The sequence below is a fragment of the Paraburkholderia youngii genome (genome assembly GCF_013366925.1).
In the GTDB taxonomy this organism is placed as follows: Bacteria; Pseudomonadota; Gammaproteobacteria; order Burkholderiales; family Burkholderiaceae; genus Paraburkholderia; species Paraburkholderia youngii.
Map to the genome: position 1 here is coordinate 684,710 of NZ_JAALDK010000001.1, position 14,808 is coordinate 699,517.

Below are 14,808 nucleotides of genomic sequence, written 5' to 3' on the forward strand. Positions count from 1 at the left end.
AACTACATGGGTATGACCCAAAACCCTTTCACGCAAGACCAACTCGATAAGCTCGCAGAGAATGACCGCGCCATCGGCGCACCGCAGGGCGCGAGCGCTGCGCAGTTCACGCAGGAAACTCGCAACAACGCCTACGCTGTATCGCCCAAGGGCGCGATGGGCTACGCGCAGGTTATGCCGCAGACCCTCACGAACGTGGAGGCGGCGCTGGGACGCAAGCTCAACCCGAGCAACTTCGACGACTCGCTACAGATTCATCGGTACGTCATGACGCAGAACATGCAGAAGTTCGGCAACTACGCCGACGCGCTGCGTGCGTACAATTCTGGCTGGGACAAGTCCAAGTGGGACAACCCCGAGACAAACGGCTACGTCGAGAGTATCCTCGGCGGCACCGGCACGCCGGGTGAGCGCTCCACCATCGACGGCCCTGCACTGTTCCGTAAGGGCGGCAAGACCGCAGAGATCGACCCGGCGCAGACGCCGGTCATGCAGGCTTTGAATCGCCGCGCCACGGCGCAGCCGTTGGCCGACTCTCTGGCTGACGACTCGGCGTTCACGGCGAATCCGATGCGGGCCTCGCTCGACAACATGAGCTTCGAAGACGCAGCAGCCGCAGAGAGCATGGCGGACATGCGCTCGCTGGGAGAGAAGACTGGCTTCGTCGAGTCGTTCGTCCAGTCCGCACATTGGGACACGCTGGCAGGCCGTATGATGGACGCGGTGCAGGCTGGCGCAGATGATCCGAACTGGAGGATGAGCAATGAGCAGAAGCAGTACGTGGCGACACAAGCGCCCGAGATTTGGGGCGACGACCACCTCCGCGATTACGTCGGCGCTGCGGGCTCGCAGGCTGACTTCGAGCGCCGCCTCGGGCTGGCGCAGCAGCAAGCGGACTTCCAGCGACGTGCAGCGCAAAGCGGCTGGACTTCCACGGCAGGGCAGCTCATGGCTGGTGCTGGCGATCCGGTCATGCTGGGCGCAACAATCGGTGCAGGCGCAATTGCGAACGCGGCTCGTGCTGCATTCGCGATTCGCGCAGCGGAGGGTGTAACCGGCGTAGTCATGTCGGCTGGTGAGGGCGCGGCGGGCAACATGCTTGCAGCTCACGCCATCACCCGTATGGACGGCGGGCAGGACAACTGGCCCGAGCTGTTCAAGCAAGGCGTCATGGGCGCGCTGCTCGGCGGCGTAGGTCACGCTGCGGGCCTGATGGGCAAGTTCAAGGCAGCAGAGGAAGTAGGCCCGAAGCTGGACGAGAAGGCTGTAGGCGCTCACCTCGACGGTATGAACGAGCACGTTGACGATCTCATTGGCCGCTCGGCTGGCGAGGTTCGCAGCGAAGACCCGCACGCGGGCATCCACGACAACGACGCAGCAGCCGAAGGCAAGGTGATCTCCGAGACGGAGACTCGCCCCGGCGATCACGGCAACGGTGACTCGAAGATCGCGGACGCCATCGAGGACTTCGACGCGCAGCAGCGCGAGAAGGCAGAGGCCGAAGCAGCAGCCAAGGAAGCCGAGGCGAAGCCTGAAGTCAAGGCAGAGCAGGAAGCCGCCGAGGCAGACCGCGACGTAGCTCCGCACGCAGAGGACCGCGTGAACGAGGAGTGGAAGGCCGACACAACGGTGGGCAAGCTGCGCGAGGACACGCTGAGCTTCCTCGAACGCGACCATCCGGCAACCACGGACTCACACGCCGAGCTGGCACGACTCGCCGCTGAGGCCAAAGACCCGATGGTGCGCGCTCTCGCTGGGCGGCTGTTGGAGTCTCAGGAAGGCCGTACGCCAGCCCCGGTGTTCAAGCACGACGGCAAGGCCGACCTCAAGGGTGTGCGCAGCCACTACGACCCGAGCACCCACGAGATTCACGTGTGGGACCATGACCTCCGCGACTCCTCTGTCAACAAGGAGAAGCAAGCGAAGGGCCTGATCGGCAACGGTGGGCTGAACCATGACGAGACGATGCTGCACGAGATCGCTCACTCGGTCACGGGGCAGAAGATCAACTTCGGCTTGCGGAACCCCGAGACGGCGCACGGCCAGCTAGTCAGCCAGCTCGACAAGCTGCGTAAACGCGCACAGCGCGAGTACAAGGGCTCGGACGCCAACACGCGGTACTACTTCAAGAACGTGCATGAGTTCGTGGCCGGTCTGTACTCGGGGCAGTCCGAGTTCATCAGTCACCTGAAGTCGCTCAAAGTCAAGAACGGCAACATCCTCTCGAAGACCGTTGACGCTGTGCGCGCTCTGCTGGGCCTGAAGCCTAACGAGACGAACATGCTCACGAAGGCGCTGGGCCTGTCCGATCACCTCGCATCATCCGAGTTCCGTGCGAACACTCCGTACGGGCGCTCCAATGGCCGCGTGCTGACGGCTCCCGGTGTGGCTCGCGATGAGATTCCGCTCGGCTCGCTCGCGCAGAAGATGGCAGAGCAGCTTGAGAACTGGAAGGAGGTGCTGCCGAAGGAGACGGCACGCCTGCGCAAGAACGCCACCACGTACTTCGACAAGGTGCGGACGCTGGGCGGCAAGGCCGACGCCGTGAGCAAGGTGCTGGGCAAGCTCGACTCGGTGGGCCTGAAGCTGGCCCGCTCGGACAACAAGGACGTGAGGCACATTGCGTCCCTGCTGGCCGAAGACCCGACAGGGCTGAACCGTCAGCACGCCTCGTCGGCAGCAATCGACAAGGTGATCCTCGCCTCGAACTGGCGCAAGCCGGTGGCTGAGATGTGGAACCGCATCTTGCCCGAGCTGATGACGACCGAGGAGAAGAACGTGTGGTCGCAGGGCGGTGTGTTCTCCGGCGACGCCGAGAAGCGCATCTCGCGCATGGTTCAGGAGGAGCGGCTGGCTAACCGCAACGCTCGCCTGAACGGCACCGAGTACACCTCGCAGGCTCACCCGCTGGTCAAGCAGATGGCGGCTGTCATCGACGGCTTCTGGAAGGACATGACCGAGATGGGCGCGAAGTACGGCGAGGCCAAGTCAACCGCAATCGGCAAGCGCGGCTGGCAGGGCTACATGCCGTACTCGTGGGACTGGCGCAACCTGCAAGAGCTGTACAACGATCCGGCTCGCGCTGGTGAGTGGAACAGCTTCAAGGGGATGCTGCGGCAGCAGTACATCGCCAAGGTGATCGAGCCTGCACTGGACAAGCTCAACAAGGCAGGCCCGGTGCAGCAGGATGCGCTGAACGCTCTGCACGCTGACGTGCGCGAGCGCGCCGCGAACCTGACCGACCGCTACCTCACGCAGATCATCCGCGATCCCGAGTCACGCCTGAACGGTGCCGACGACCACTTCGGCTCCGTGGCAGCGGACATGCTGAAGGCGGACTACAAGGGCAAGAAGGTGACAGGCGTGATGGCCGACGAGTTCAAGAAGGCTCTGAAGGATGTGATCTCTGATCGCACCCGCACGGAGTTCGACTTGCTCGCTCGCCAGCCTGACGGCGTGCGCCTGCTCGACTACATGGACACTGACGTGGGCCGTATGGTCGAGGGCCAGTCCTCGGAGTTCGCAGGCCGCATCGCTCTGGCGAAGCGCGGGCTGAAGGATGACGCGCACTGGACCGCGATGAAGGATGCGCTGGTGTCGCGTGGTGCCAAGCCCGAGGAGATCGACTCGCTCGACTTCCTCCACAAGAGCCTGACTGACCGCCTCAACAACAAGGACAACGCGGTCGCTCAGTTCCTCGCGCAGACGGCGCACATGAGCATGATGGGTAAGCTCGGCTTCAACGCGCTGGCTGACGCCGGTTCGATCATCGCATCGTCCGGCGTGACTGGCATGTTCAAGGCGATCTTCGGCGGCATGGCGAAAGACACCGCGCTGGTGAAGCAGCTCAACAAGGCTGCGTCGTCGGCTATGGGTCTTGACCATCGGCTGCACTTCGGTGAGACGCGCAGCGGGGCACAGCTCACGCGCACGGGCTCCATGCTTCAGGACTCATCCACATGGCGTCGTGTGGGGCACATGGGTATGGACTTGGTGGGCAAGCTCTCGGGCGCGCACTATGTCGCCAAGGCGCTCCACCGTGGCTTCGTGCCGATGCTGGCTGAAGACCTCGCGAAAGCGATCCGCAAGTCCACCATCGAGGATGGTGTCATCACCTCGACTGGCGGCGGCTCACTGACCCCGGCGCGTCTCGTGGATGCCGGTCTGACGGCTGACCGCGTGGCCCGCATCAAGGAAGCGATGGAGCTGCACGACGGCGCTCGCAATCATGGCGAAATCTTCTCGTGGGACGCATGGGACCGCACGCATCCCGGAGCAGCCGAGGACATGATTGCGGCTATCCACCGCGTCACGGGCCAAGCGCTGCAACGCGCCTACATCGGTGAGACTCCGCGCTGGCTGAGCGAGGGCATCGTGGGCAAGTACGCTGGACAGTTCAAGCGGTACGGCATCACGGCGCAGGAGAAGCAGCTCGCTCGCAACGCGTTCATCATGGACCGCAACTCGGGCACCGGCTTCGTCATGGGCGCAGCATGGGGCGCGGCTCTCTACTACGCGAAGTGTCAGGCCAGCACCATCGGCATGACGGACGCGCAGCGCGAGAAGTACATGAAGGAGCACATGAGCGGCATCCACCTGTGGTCCGGCATCGCGGTCATGACCAACGTGTCCGGCTTGCTGGGCGACGGCCTCGACGCTGCGAATGTCCTCATGGGCGGGCAGACCAACGCCAGCGGCTCGCCTATCGTGGCCCTCGGGCAGGCGCAAGCCATCGCCAAGTCGGCTGGCGCTATCGGCGGCTCCGCGCTCGGCGCGGTGAACGGCGGGACCAACCCGCTGACCGGCAAGCCCGTGGACTACGTGAAGAACGTCCGCACCGCCATGCGCGTGCTACCCGGCGCGAACACCATCATCGGCTCGGCAATCGCCAATGAGCTAAATCAGTAACCCGGAACCCGTCCAGCCCTTGCTGGGCGGGCTTCTCCGATTTCATGACCCTCTGACAGACACGAACAACAGGAGCTTACATGGCAGCAGACTATCTCGTTCCGTGGCTGAAGGCGTCGGGTCAGGATGGCCTGCGTAACTCCATGCAGGTAATCCCCGGCGACGGCGTTACCAAGACCTTCAGCTTCAACTTCGCTGGTGGCTACATCAGCAAGGATCACATCAAGGCTTACGTCTTCAACCCGGACACCGGGCTGACGACGGAAGTCACCATTACAGCGGATATGTGGACTGGCCCCAGCCAGCTCACGTTCCCGACACCGACACCTGTCGGGCAGACCCTCGTTATCTACCGCGACACGCCGAAGACGCAGCCGCTCGTGAGCTTCGCGAACGGCGCGATCCTGAACGAGCCGAACCTCGACGAGATGGCACAGCAGGCCGTCTTCGCCACGGCTGAGATGACCGACCGCTTCGACACTGTGAACGACGGTAGCTCACTCGCTATCGTGAACTCTGCCACGGCGCTTAACACAGCCAACGCGGCTATCGCAGCCTCCGCTGCTGCAACAGTCGTAGCGAACGCTGCAACCGGCACCGCCAACGCAGCCAGCTCGAAGGCCGACGCGGCAGTGAACACCGCGAATACGGCGCAATCTACCGCGAACGACGCCAAGACCACGGCGCAGGGCATCGACGGCAAGGCGCAGAGCGCGCTCGACACGGCGGCTAATGCCGTCACGACCGCGAACGGTGCAGTGGCCACGGCGAACGGCATCGACGCGAAGGCATCGAGCGCACTCACGCAGGCAGGCCAAGCCGTCACCACGGCGAACAGCGCCAGCTCGAAGGCAGATACCGCCATCTCAACGGCGAACTCCGTGAGCGGCACCGCGAACGACGCGAAGACAGTGGCAGCAGCCGCGCAGTCCACCGCGAACGCGGCGAGCGCCGCTGTGGCGACGGCTGTGCAGAAGTCCGGCGACACGATGACCGGGTGGCTCACGCTTCAGCAGACCTCGGGCGCGTACAGCGCACACCTCTACTTCGACGCGGCAGGATACAAGCCGTTCATGCGTGCCAACAATGCCTCGGGCCTCGGCGGCTCCGTTGAGATCGTCAACGCCGCGAACTCGTTCGTCAACTTCTCCCTGTACGACAACGGCAACTTCATGTTCCGTGGTACGGGCTCGGTAGGCGGGAACCTGACGGTCGCGGGTGAGACGTACGCGAAGCAGCGCATCTACCTGTGGCGAGATGGGACGTACGGCGAAATGGCTATCCGCTCGGCTGATGGTACGTGCATGTACCTCCGTGGTCGCTCAGGCGGCGGCGGGGTGGAGTTCATCAACAACGCATACAACCGCATCTCGCTATCCATAGATGACGCGGGCGCGCTCGCGTTCGGTGATGGTGGCCGGGTCAACTCGGACGGTAACGTTCGGATGAACTGGAAGAACCAGTACCTCTCGGAGTACTGCGCGTGGAATGAGTCTGACCACACTAACCTGTGGAACGGCAAGGCCGACCGCAACGCGAACTGCAACTACAACAGCGGGCTGATCGAACTAGGTGCTTGCAACGTCGGTGGCACCAACACGAGCGACTGCGGCAACCCGTGGGTTCTCATTGGCCTGCGCACACAGTACGGCACCAACAACGTATGGCCCCGCGCCGTCTACCTGAGGAACAACTGATGCTTACTCATGACCAATTGATCTTCGTCATCTGCCAAGAGCATCCGGGTCTGGAGCACGGCAAGGACTTCCTTGTCGGGCACCCGCTGGATGACGATGGCAACCAGTGTGCCCCAGCCTTCATCGTGAACTGGAAGCGCACCGACATCCCCGTGCCGAACGTGGCACTTATGACTGACCTGTACCCGAAGTACGACACCGACTTCCACACGACGCAAGTTCGCGAGCGCCGCGACTGGATCATCGCACGGTCGGACTGGACGCAGAACCCTGACATCCCCGAGGCCGTCCGCGAGAAGTGGCGGGCGTACCGACAATCACTGCGAGACATCACCGAGCAGGAGGGCTTCCCGCTCTCCGTCGAGTGGCCTGTCGAGCCTCAATAACTTAGGAGAACATATGACTGGCCGCGAAGTAGCATCGGCAGTAGTTCAAGCGTCACCCCCGGTCTACACCAGCGGCTCGCTCATTCTTGGGCACCCGGTAAACGATTGGGTCATGTATGGCACCGCGCTGTATCTGGCGTGCCAGTTCATCGTCATCGCACCGAAGGTGTACCGAACTCTCACAGGCAAGGAGAAGAAGTGACCAAGACCGCCAGCACCGACAAGCTGGCGGAACTGCACGCGATGGTAGCCGACACGTTCATGGAGCTGGTGAAAGACCCTGAGCTGTGCAACGCGGCTATCCTCGGAGCGGCGACGAAGTTCCTGAAGGACAACAGCATCACCGCAGTGGTCGAGGACAACTCGACGCTGACCGAGATGCAGAAGAAGATTCAGGAGCGGCAGAGCAAGCGTCGCTTCCAGAATGTAGTTCCGCTCGTACCCGATCCCGTAGTAACCGACGACGAGGCGCAAGCCGCAGTCGATGCAGCCATCGCAATGAATGGCTCGTGAGTCCGCCGAACTCGCCCTCCAGCGATTCGAGCAGCTAGAACTCCTGCAAGAAGCCTACCCGCACTTCGTCCCGTTCTGTGAAGACGTGATGGTGGAGCTGGGCTTCTCGCTCTCGGAGGTTCAGGCGGACATCGCGGAATTCCTAGAGTACGGCCCGCACTATCTGATGGTGCAGGCGCAGCGTGGTCAGGCAAAGACCACCATCACCGCAGCGTTCGCTGTGTGGTGTCTCATCCACGACCCGAAGTTCCGCGTGCTGATTATCTCGGCGGGCGGCACACAGGCCAACGAAATTTCAACCCTCATCGTCCGCGTCATCATGACGATGGACATTCTTGAGTGTCTCCGCCCTGACCGTAACGCAGGCGACCGAACCTCGGTCGAGGCATTCGACGTTCACCACACCCTCAAGGGTCTGGATAAGTCGCCATCCGTGGCGTGCGTAGGCGTCACCGGCAACTTGCAGGGTAAGCGCGCCGACCTACTTATTGCGGACGACATTGAGAGTGCGAAGAACTCCCTGACCGAACACCAGCGTCAGGCGTTACTTCAGCTCACACGTGACTTCCCTTCAATCTGCTCGACCGGGCGAATCATCTACCTCGGCACGCCGCAGTCCATCAACTCCATCTACAACACCCTGCCGGGTCGCGGCTACACAGTCCGCATCTGGCCCGGTCGCTTCCCCACGGCAGCGCAGATGGAGAACTACGGCGACATGCTCGCACCGTACATCCGGCGCAGGCTCGAAGCCGATCCCACGCTCACCACGGGCGGCGGGATGCTGGGCGACCAAGGCCAGCCGGTAGACACCGAGCTACCAGCAGGCACCGAGGAGTTCCTCGCGAAGAAGGAGCGGGACCAAGGCCCGAGCTACTTCCAGCTCCAGCACATGCTGAACACGAAGCTGGCGGACAGCGAACGCTTCCCGCTGCGCCTCGCGAAGATCATGTCGATGCGTGTGTCCGAGGTGTTCCCTCTGACCGTCACGCCGGGTCTGCTCGCGCACGAGATCATCAAGTACCAAGTCAACGGCACGACGTACACGATGGGCGTGCCCTCGTCGGTATCGCCCGACCGCGCTCCGCTGCAAGGCATCGTCATGTACGTGGACCCGGCAGGCGGCGGCAAGAACGGCGACGAGACAGGCTACGCCGTGGTCGGCTTCCTGAACGGCACGCTGTACGCGCTGGAGGTGGGCGGCATCAAGGGCGGCTTCGACCCGGAAGGGTTCAAGTTCCTCGCCCACGTCGCCCGCAACTGGAAGGTGAACCGCATCCTCGTGGAGAAGAACTTCGGCAACGGTGCGTACCTGCACACGTGGCTCCCGATCCTCCGTGCCGAGTACCCGCAAACCATCGGTGACGGCTGCGCCATCGAGGAGACGTGGGAGTCGGGCCAGAAGGAGCTGCGCATCATCGACGTGCTCGAACCGATCATCGCCCGTGGCTCGCTCGTCTTCAACGACGACATCGCCCGCGACGAGGAGAAGTCTCTCCAGCGCTACCCGGTGGAGAAGCGCCCCAGCTACTCCCTGCTGCATCAGATCGCCTTCATCACCCGAGAGAAGAACGCACTACAGCACGACGACAGGCTCGACGCGCTGGCTGGTGCGTGCCGCTATTGGGTGGAGCAGATGGGCATTAATCAGGAGCGTGCGATCCAGCACCTCCGCGAGAAAGAGTTTCAGGACTGGATCAAGAACCCGCTCGGTCGAGTGGACTACCGACAAGACCCACGCCAGCGACAACGCGGCGGCGGGAGCGTCTTCAACAAGTACAGGAGATAAGCCGAATGGCACTCGTTACATCACTTCCCAACATCAGCAACATCGTCAGCGAGGGCGACGACCTTCGCCAAGACACCGCCGATGCAATCTCGGCGGTCGAGATCGTGGCTGCGTACGGCGCTGGCGGTAAGGCGTCGGCAGGCCAACTGCGCGACTTCTTCATCGCCGCTGCGAACGCTGCACACAAGGCGACCGGCGACAAGAACTTCACCGTGGGCATGGTCCCGGTCAGCGGCAGCTAATGGCTCGCGTCTCGCCGCGAGTGATTGCGGCGGCGCTTGCTATCGCTGTCCCGCTCACGCTCCACTTCGAGGGCACCCGCACCACCGCTTACGCCGATCCTGTCGGCATCCCTACGGCCTGCACCGGGCATACCGGCAAGGACGTGCGGGTAGGGCGGGTGTACTCACCAGCCGAATGCACGACCCTGCTGAACGCGGATTCCGCCGAGGCAATGGGAGCCGTGCTTGACCTCACCACCGGCCCGATCAATGCGAACGAGCTGGCTGCACTCACCGACTTCACATTCAATGTGGGTAGGGGCAACCTAGCCTCCTCCACGCTCCTGAAGAAGTTCAACGCTGGCGACCATGCCGGTGCTTGTAAGGAGCTGCTGAGGTGGGTGTACGCCAAGGGCGTGAAGCTGCGTGGCCTTGAGCTGCGGCGTCAAGCCGAGTACGAGGTGTGCATCAAGTGACCCTCATCGACCGCATCCTGCTGGCGCTCGCTGGCCTGCTCGTCCTCTGTGGCCTCGGTGCCGCTATATATATAGAGCACGAGAGGGCCAACGCCGCCGAGCAGCAAGTCCTAACCCTCACCGCGAGTCTAGCCGCCTCCAAAGCTGCACTGGACGCCTACACGGCCTCCGCGCAGAAGGCGGCGAAGACAGCCGCGACCAACCAGACCAAGGTGAACAATGCCCTGCAAGCGCACCCTGACTGGACTAGCACTAGCGTTCCTGATGATGTGTGGGACAGCCTGTACGGCAACCGGCCCAGCAAAGCCAGCGGCGTCGTTACTGCTCCCGTGCGAGGAGCCAGCGCCCCCGGCTGACCACACACTCGGCGGGCTGGTGCAGTCCATCCATGACTATCAGACCGCCCTCGACTTCTGCAATGCGCAGCTCGACGGTCTGCGAGCCTTCTACGAGAAGCTGAAGTGATCTACGTCTACGCCGACCTGTGCGTGGATGAGAACGACGAGTACACCGCTGTACCCGCCGAACCCTTGCCGGACGACACCTTCTCGGTGTGGCCGGTGACGGACCACGTTCTAGCCGTGTGGCTGTGGTCCGAGATGACCATGCACTAGCCCAGCTTCTTAGCCAAGTCCTTCGCCCGCAAGTGGGTGTACCGGCGCATCATGCTCTGCGTCTTGTGACCGGTGATCGACATGACTTCGGTGTCCGTCAGACCCAGCTCGACGAAGCTGGTGGTGGCGTCATGCCGGGTGTCGTGGAACTTCACGTTCTCGATCCCAGCCCGCTCCCGCGCCCGGATGAAGGCTTTCTTCACCGCCTCGCTGGTCAGTCCCGGCCATACCCGGCCCTCGGTCCTGTCGCCAATGGCTTCCTTCAGGATCGCGTTCGCTCGGGTGGACAGTGGCACCGTGCGTGCCTCATCAGTCTTCGTGGCTCCCGCCTTGAGGCTGACCACACTATCCTTCAGATCGACTTGCTCGATCATCAGGGAGACGATTTCTCCCTGCCGCATCGCGGTTTCCAGTGCCAGCTCCACGATTTGTGGGAGGTACGGTTTCCGCGTATCGCGGCACGCTTCCAGCAGAACTGCCTTCTCCTCATCCGTCAGACGACGGTCGCGGCTAGGGTTGTTCTTCGGGCGGCGTACCTCGGACACCGGATTGACAGCGGTGCCGATGCCCCAATCCTTACGGGCCGTCTCCAGCACGTGATGCAGGAGGTTCATCTCCCGGTTGACTGTCGATCCGCTTACAGGCCGACCATCAGCTCCTTGGAGCCGCTCGTCGCGCCACTTGGCTACGATGGTACTGGTGAGTTTGCCGACCTGTGTGGAGCCGATCCAGTGCCTCTGGATGGCCTTTAGACGCCACTCCTCGGAGTCGGCACCCTTCTTGCTAGGTGTGACCTCGGTGAGGTAGCGGGTGATGATTTGGGACAGAGTAGGTGTCCCGTCGAGCTGACCGAGTACGCCCTTGTCAACCTTGTGCTCCTGCTGGCGCTCAAAGGCTTTGGCGTCTTCGTACGTGTGGAATGTTGCGCTGATGGCTTTTGTCCCGGCTCGGCGGATTTTGACCTGCCATTTGCCGTTCTCGCGCTGGGTGATCGTGCCCATTTGATGTTCTCCGGTTTCCGCCACTGTCCCGAGATTGTCCCGGTAAGTGGTGGGTAGTACTGGGATCGAACCAGTGACCCCTGCCGTGTGAAGGCAGTGCTCTACCGCTGAGCTAACCACCCGAAGAGATTGAGATTATGTCAGGGAACTTGGGGTTCGTCTAGTCTTTTTTAAGCAGTTTGCTCATCAGTTGCTGGCGCGGGTTCAAGGCGCCATACGCTCGCACCCTTGATCGCCTTGTCGAGATCGTCGAGCACGGCTTCGTGCGCGGCGCGTTCGTCGTCGCTCGCGGTGATCACGACCAGTTCCAGCGATTCGAGCGCTACACGCGGCGTATCTGTAGCGCCGCCGGTCTGCGCTTCGCCGAGCATGTCGATGACGAGGCTTTCCTGGCCCCGCGTCATCGCCAGATAGACCTCGGCGAGCAATTCCGAGTCGAGTAGCGCGCCGTGCAGCGTACGGTGCGCATTGCTGATGCCGAAGCGGTCGCACAGCGCATCGAGCGAATTACGCTTGCCGGGGAACATCTGCTTGGCTTGCGCGAGCGTGTCGATGATCTCGCCGCAGTGCGTGCTCACCGGCGGCAGACCGAGCAGCGCGAACTCGGCGTCGAGAAAGCCGATGTCGAATGGCGCGTTGTGGATGATCAGGTCCGCACCCTGGATGAAGTCGCGGAACTGGTCGATGATCTCCGCGAACTTCGGCTTGTCGCTCAGAAATTCCGTCGTGAGGCCGTGCACCGCGAGCGCGCCCGGATCGCTGTCGCGCTCTGGGTTGATATAGAAGTGCAGGGTGTTGCCGGTCAGTCGGCGGTTCACTAGCTCGACGCAACCGAGTTCGAGAATCCGGTCGCCGCCGCGGGCGTTCAGGCCGGTAGTTTCGGTGTCGAGGATCAGTTGACGCATGTCGGATTAGCCTGCTTCGAAAAAAGTGCAGTAAAAAAGCGAAGAGGGCGGCGCGCGTCGTTGGCCGCTGCGCGCACGCTCCTTACATCTCGGCGAGCGACGCCACGCCGCGATTGGCCAACTGATCGGCGCGCTCGTTCTCCGGGTGGCCGTTGTGGCCGCGCACCCAGCGCCATTCGACTTCGTGCTGCGCGACGAGCGCATCGAGCCGCTTCCATAGATCGGCGTTCTTGACCGGCTGCTTCGCCGCGGTGACCCAGCCTTTCTTCTTCCAGCCGTGAATCCACTCGCTGATGCCTTTCTGCACGTACTGCGAATCGGTGTGCACGATCGCCTTGCAAGGGCGCTTCAACGCCTCGAGCGCGGAAATCACGCCCATCAGCTCCATGCGATTGTTGGTCGTGTTGGCCTCGCCGCCGAACAGTTCTTTTTCCTGGTTGCCGAAGCGCAGCAACGCGCCCCAGCCGCCAGGGCCGGGATTGCCCTTGCAGGCGCCGTCGGTATAGATGTCGATGTGGTCCGGTGTCATTCGGTGTGGTTACGTGTGTTCGGGGTGGCGGCGGGCGCGAGGCCCGCCGCGAGCACGGGCTTTTTCACTTTGAGCGGCCCGACGAGACGCATGCCGCGCACGCGCTTGATCGCCTTGATCATGTAGGTTGCGCCGAAAATCGGCCACCAGCGGTCGCCAGCGGCTTCCATGAAGCCGTAGCGCGCGAGCCATTGATCACTCGCGAGCGGCGGACGATAGCAGCCGAAGCGCCCGCGTTCAAGATCGAAGCCGAGCAGCTTGATCCAGTCCTTCAGACGCGTGAACGCGATCAGGTCGACGGCCGAAGGCACGAACGGGCGGCCTGTCATCTTGCCGATCGATTGCCGTACGCCCCACAGCGACAACGAGTTGAAGCCGAGGATGATCAGTTGGCCTTCGGGCACCAGCACGCGTTCGGCTTCGCGCAGCAGCCGATGCGGGTCGCTGGTGAATTCGAGCGTGTGCGGCATTACGAGCAGGTCGACGCTTTGCGCTTCGAACGGCAGATCGAGCAGGTCGCACCAGACCGCGCGGCGGCCGGCCGGCGCGTGCAGCCCCGGCGCGCCTGGCGCGGCGTTGACGGGATTGTCGCCGCCAGGGTTGCCCGCGCCGCCGATGCCGCCGGCGCTGCCACGACGTGCCGCCGGCGGATACGTGTACGGCGCGCTCGCGCCGCTCGCCGCGTCGAGCACGAGGCCGCGGCACGGCATCCGATTTTCGCGCAGCGCGTCGAGCTGCGGTAGGCCGAGTTGCAGCGCATGATAGCCGAACACATCCGACACCACGCGATCGAGCTGGGTTTGCTCCCAGTCGAGCACGTAGCGGCCTGGCGGCGAATCGGTCCAGGCGGGCCAGTCTATAATCGCTCGGTCAGTCATATTAAAAATGCGTCGCCTATGAATGCGCTCGAGTACGTGCCGGTCCCGGCGTTTGAAGACAATTACATTTGGGTCATTGCCGACGGACACCATGCGGTCGTCGTCGATCCTGGCGAAGCCGCCCCTGTGCGCGCCTGTCTGGCCCAACGAGGCTGGCGGCTGAGCGCTATTTTACTCACGCACCATCATCAAGACCACGTCGGCGGGGTGGCCGACCTGCTGAACGGCCAGGACGTGCCTGTCTACGGCCCCGCCGGCGAAGCGATCGCGCACCTTACGCATCGTCTCAAAAGCGGTGATCACGTGACGATCGCGGCACCCGCACTCGAATTCAGCGTGCTCGACGTGCCCGGTCACACCAGCGGACACATTGCCTATTTCCAGGCGGCCGATACGCGCGGCACGCCGCACGTGTTTTGCGGCGACACGCTGTTCGCGTGCGGTTGCGGGCGCCTTTTCGAAGGCACGCCGCAGCAGATGCTGAATTCGCTCGATGCGCTCGCCGCGCTGCCCGGCGCAACCGAAGTGCATTGCGCGCACGAATATACGCTGTCGAACATCCGCTTCGCGCTCGCTTGCGAGCCGCACAACGCGGAACTGCAGGCGTGGCGCGACAAGGCGAACGAACTGCGCTCCCGCCACCAGCCGACGCTGCCGACCACGATCGCGCACGAGCGCGCGGTCAATCCGTTCCTGCGCGCAGACGAGCCGGCGATCCAGTCGAACCTCGAAGCACAATTGCACGAAACGGTCTCTGACAGGCTGAAGGCCTTCACCTTGATGCGCGAATGGAAGAACCGCTTCCGTTGATCCGGAGCGCATTCGGCAGTTCTTCACGCGATGAATCGGAAAAATTCGCCAAGCCCCAGATTTGGTTGATTTTTTTCTTGA

Annotated in this window: 16 protein-coding genes and 1 tRNA gene; 12 read left to right on the forward strand and 5 right to left on the reverse strand. The window is 63.0% G+C overall.

Annotated features, from left to right (window positions below):
* The first annotated feature begins 6 nt into the window (after window positions 1-6).
* The 11 genes from G5S42_RS03300 to G5S42_RS03345 all read left to right on the forward strand — a co-directional run bounded on the left by G5S42_RS03300 (window position 7) and on the right by G5S42_RS03345 (window position 10,604).
* Window positions 7-4,908 carry a transglycosylase SLT domain-containing protein gene (locus G5S42_RS03300; RefSeq protein ID WP_246391794.1) on the forward strand — a complete coding sequence of 1,634 codons (4,902 nt, stop codon included), beginning with the start codon at window positions 7-9 and terminating at the stop codon, window positions 4,906-4,908.
* Between the two features lie 80 nt (window positions 4,909-4,988).
* Window positions 4,989-6,605: a phage tail fiber domain-containing protein gene (locus tag G5S42_RS03305; RefSeq protein ID WP_176105519.1), complete on the forward strand. Its 1,617-nt coding sequence runs from the start codon at window positions 4,989-4,991 to the stop codon at window positions 6,603-6,605.
* On the forward strand, window positions 6,605-6,991 hold the full coding sequence (locus G5S42_RS03310) for a tail fiber assembly protein (RefSeq protein WP_176105520.1): 387 nt from the start codon (window positions 6,605-6,607) through the stop codon (window positions 6,989-6,991). Before G5S42_RS03305 ends, G5S42_RS03310 begins: the two co-directional genes overlap by 1 nt.
* A gap of 13 nt (window positions 6,992-7,004) precedes the next feature.
* Window positions 7,005-7,193: a hypothetical protein gene (locus G5S42_RS03315; RefSeq protein WP_176105521.1), complete on the forward strand. Its 189-nt coding sequence runs from the start codon at window positions 7,005-7,007 to the stop codon at window positions 7,191-7,193.
* Window positions 7,190-7,504, forward strand: coding sequence for a DNA packaging protein (locus tag G5S42_RS03320; protein WP_176105522.1), 315 nt, complete (start codon window positions 7,190-7,192; stop codon window positions 7,502-7,504). The genes G5S42_RS03315 and G5S42_RS03320 overlap by 4 nt, the downstream gene beginning before the upstream one ends.
* Window positions 7,494-9,293 carry a phage terminase large subunit gene (gene terL, locus G5S42_RS03325; protein ID WP_176105523.1) on the forward strand — a complete coding sequence of 600 codons (1,800 nt, stop codon included), beginning with the start codon at window positions 7,494-7,496 and terminating at the stop codon, window positions 9,291-9,293. Before G5S42_RS03320 ends, terL begins: the two co-directional genes overlap by 11 nt.
* Before the next feature lie 5 nt (window positions 9,294-9,298).
* Window positions 9,299-9,535 (forward strand): hypothetical protein, encoded by a 237-nt coding sequence (locus tag G5S42_RS03330; RefSeq protein ID WP_176105524.1) that lies wholly within the window; start codon window positions 9,299-9,301, stop codon window positions 9,533-9,535.
* Window positions 9,535-9,990: a lysozyme gene (locus tag G5S42_RS03335; RefSeq protein WP_176105525.1), complete on the forward strand. Its 456-nt coding sequence runs from the start codon at window positions 9,535-9,537 to the stop codon at window positions 9,988-9,990. The genes G5S42_RS03330 and G5S42_RS03335 overlap by 1 nt, the downstream gene beginning before the upstream one ends.
* The gene (locus tag G5S42_RS03340) at window positions 9,987-10,346 is read left to right on the forward strand and encodes a hypothetical protein (protein ID WP_176105526.1); all 360 of its coding nucleotides are present in this window, start codon (window positions 9,987-9,989) and stop codon (window positions 10,344-10,346) included. The genes G5S42_RS03335 and G5S42_RS03340 overlap by 4 nt, the downstream gene beginning before the upstream one ends.
* A complete protein-coding gene (lysC, locus tag G5S42_RS46035; protein WP_446686554.1) occupies window positions 10,258-10,455 on the forward strand; it encodes an Rz1-like lysis system protein LysC in 198 nt (65 codons plus the stop codon). The genes G5S42_RS03340 and lysC overlap by 89 nt, the downstream gene beginning before the upstream one ends.
* Entirely contained in the window at window positions 10,452-10,604 is a 153-nt protein-coding gene (locus G5S42_RS03345; RefSeq protein WP_176105527.1) for a hypothetical protein, read from the forward strand. Before lysC ends, G5S42_RS03345 begins: the two co-directional genes overlap by 4 nt.
* Here the strand turns inward: G5S42_RS03345 and G5S42_RS03350 are convergent.
* The 5 genes from G5S42_RS03350 to G5S42_RS03370 all read right to left on the reverse strand — a co-directional run bounded on the left by G5S42_RS03350 (window position 10,601) and on the right by G5S42_RS03370 (window position 13,917).
* Window positions 10,601-11,605, reverse strand: coding sequence for a tyrosine-type recombinase/integrase (locus G5S42_RS03350; RefSeq protein WP_176105528.1), 1,005 nt, complete (start codon window positions 11,603-11,605; stop codon window positions 10,601-10,603). The two genes, G5S42_RS03345 and G5S42_RS03350, sit on opposite strands and share 4 nt — an antisense overlap.
* Before the next feature lie 47 nt (window positions 11,606-11,652).
* A tRNA-Val gene (locus G5S42_RS03355) sits at window positions 11,653-11,727 on the reverse strand.
* 48 nt (window positions 11,728-11,775) lie between these two features.
* A complete protein-coding gene (gene dnaQ / locus G5S42_RS03360; RefSeq protein ID WP_176105529.1) occupies window positions 11,776-12,510 on the reverse strand; it encodes a DNA polymerase III subunit epsilon in 735 nt (244 codons plus the stop codon).
* Between the two features lie 82 nt (window positions 12,511-12,592).
* Entirely contained in the window at window positions 12,593-13,039 is a 447-nt protein-coding gene (gene rnhA / locus G5S42_RS03365; RefSeq protein WP_176105530.1) for a ribonuclease HI, read from the reverse strand.
* Window positions 13,036-13,917, reverse strand: coding sequence for a class I SAM-dependent methyltransferase (locus G5S42_RS03370; RefSeq protein ID WP_176105531.1), 882 nt, complete (start codon window positions 13,915-13,917; stop codon window positions 13,036-13,038). The genes rnhA and G5S42_RS03370 overlap by 4 nt, the downstream gene beginning before the upstream one ends.
* 18 nt (window positions 13,918-13,935) lie before the next feature.
* On the opposite strand from G5S42_RS03370, the gene gloB reads away from it, so the two are divergent.
* Window positions 13,936-14,727, forward strand: a complete 792-nt coding sequence (gloB, locus tag G5S42_RS03375; protein WP_176105532.1) for a hydroxyacylglutathione hydrolase — start codon at window positions 13,936-13,938, stop codon at window positions 14,725-14,727.
* Window positions 14,728-14,808: the final 81 nt, after the last annotated feature.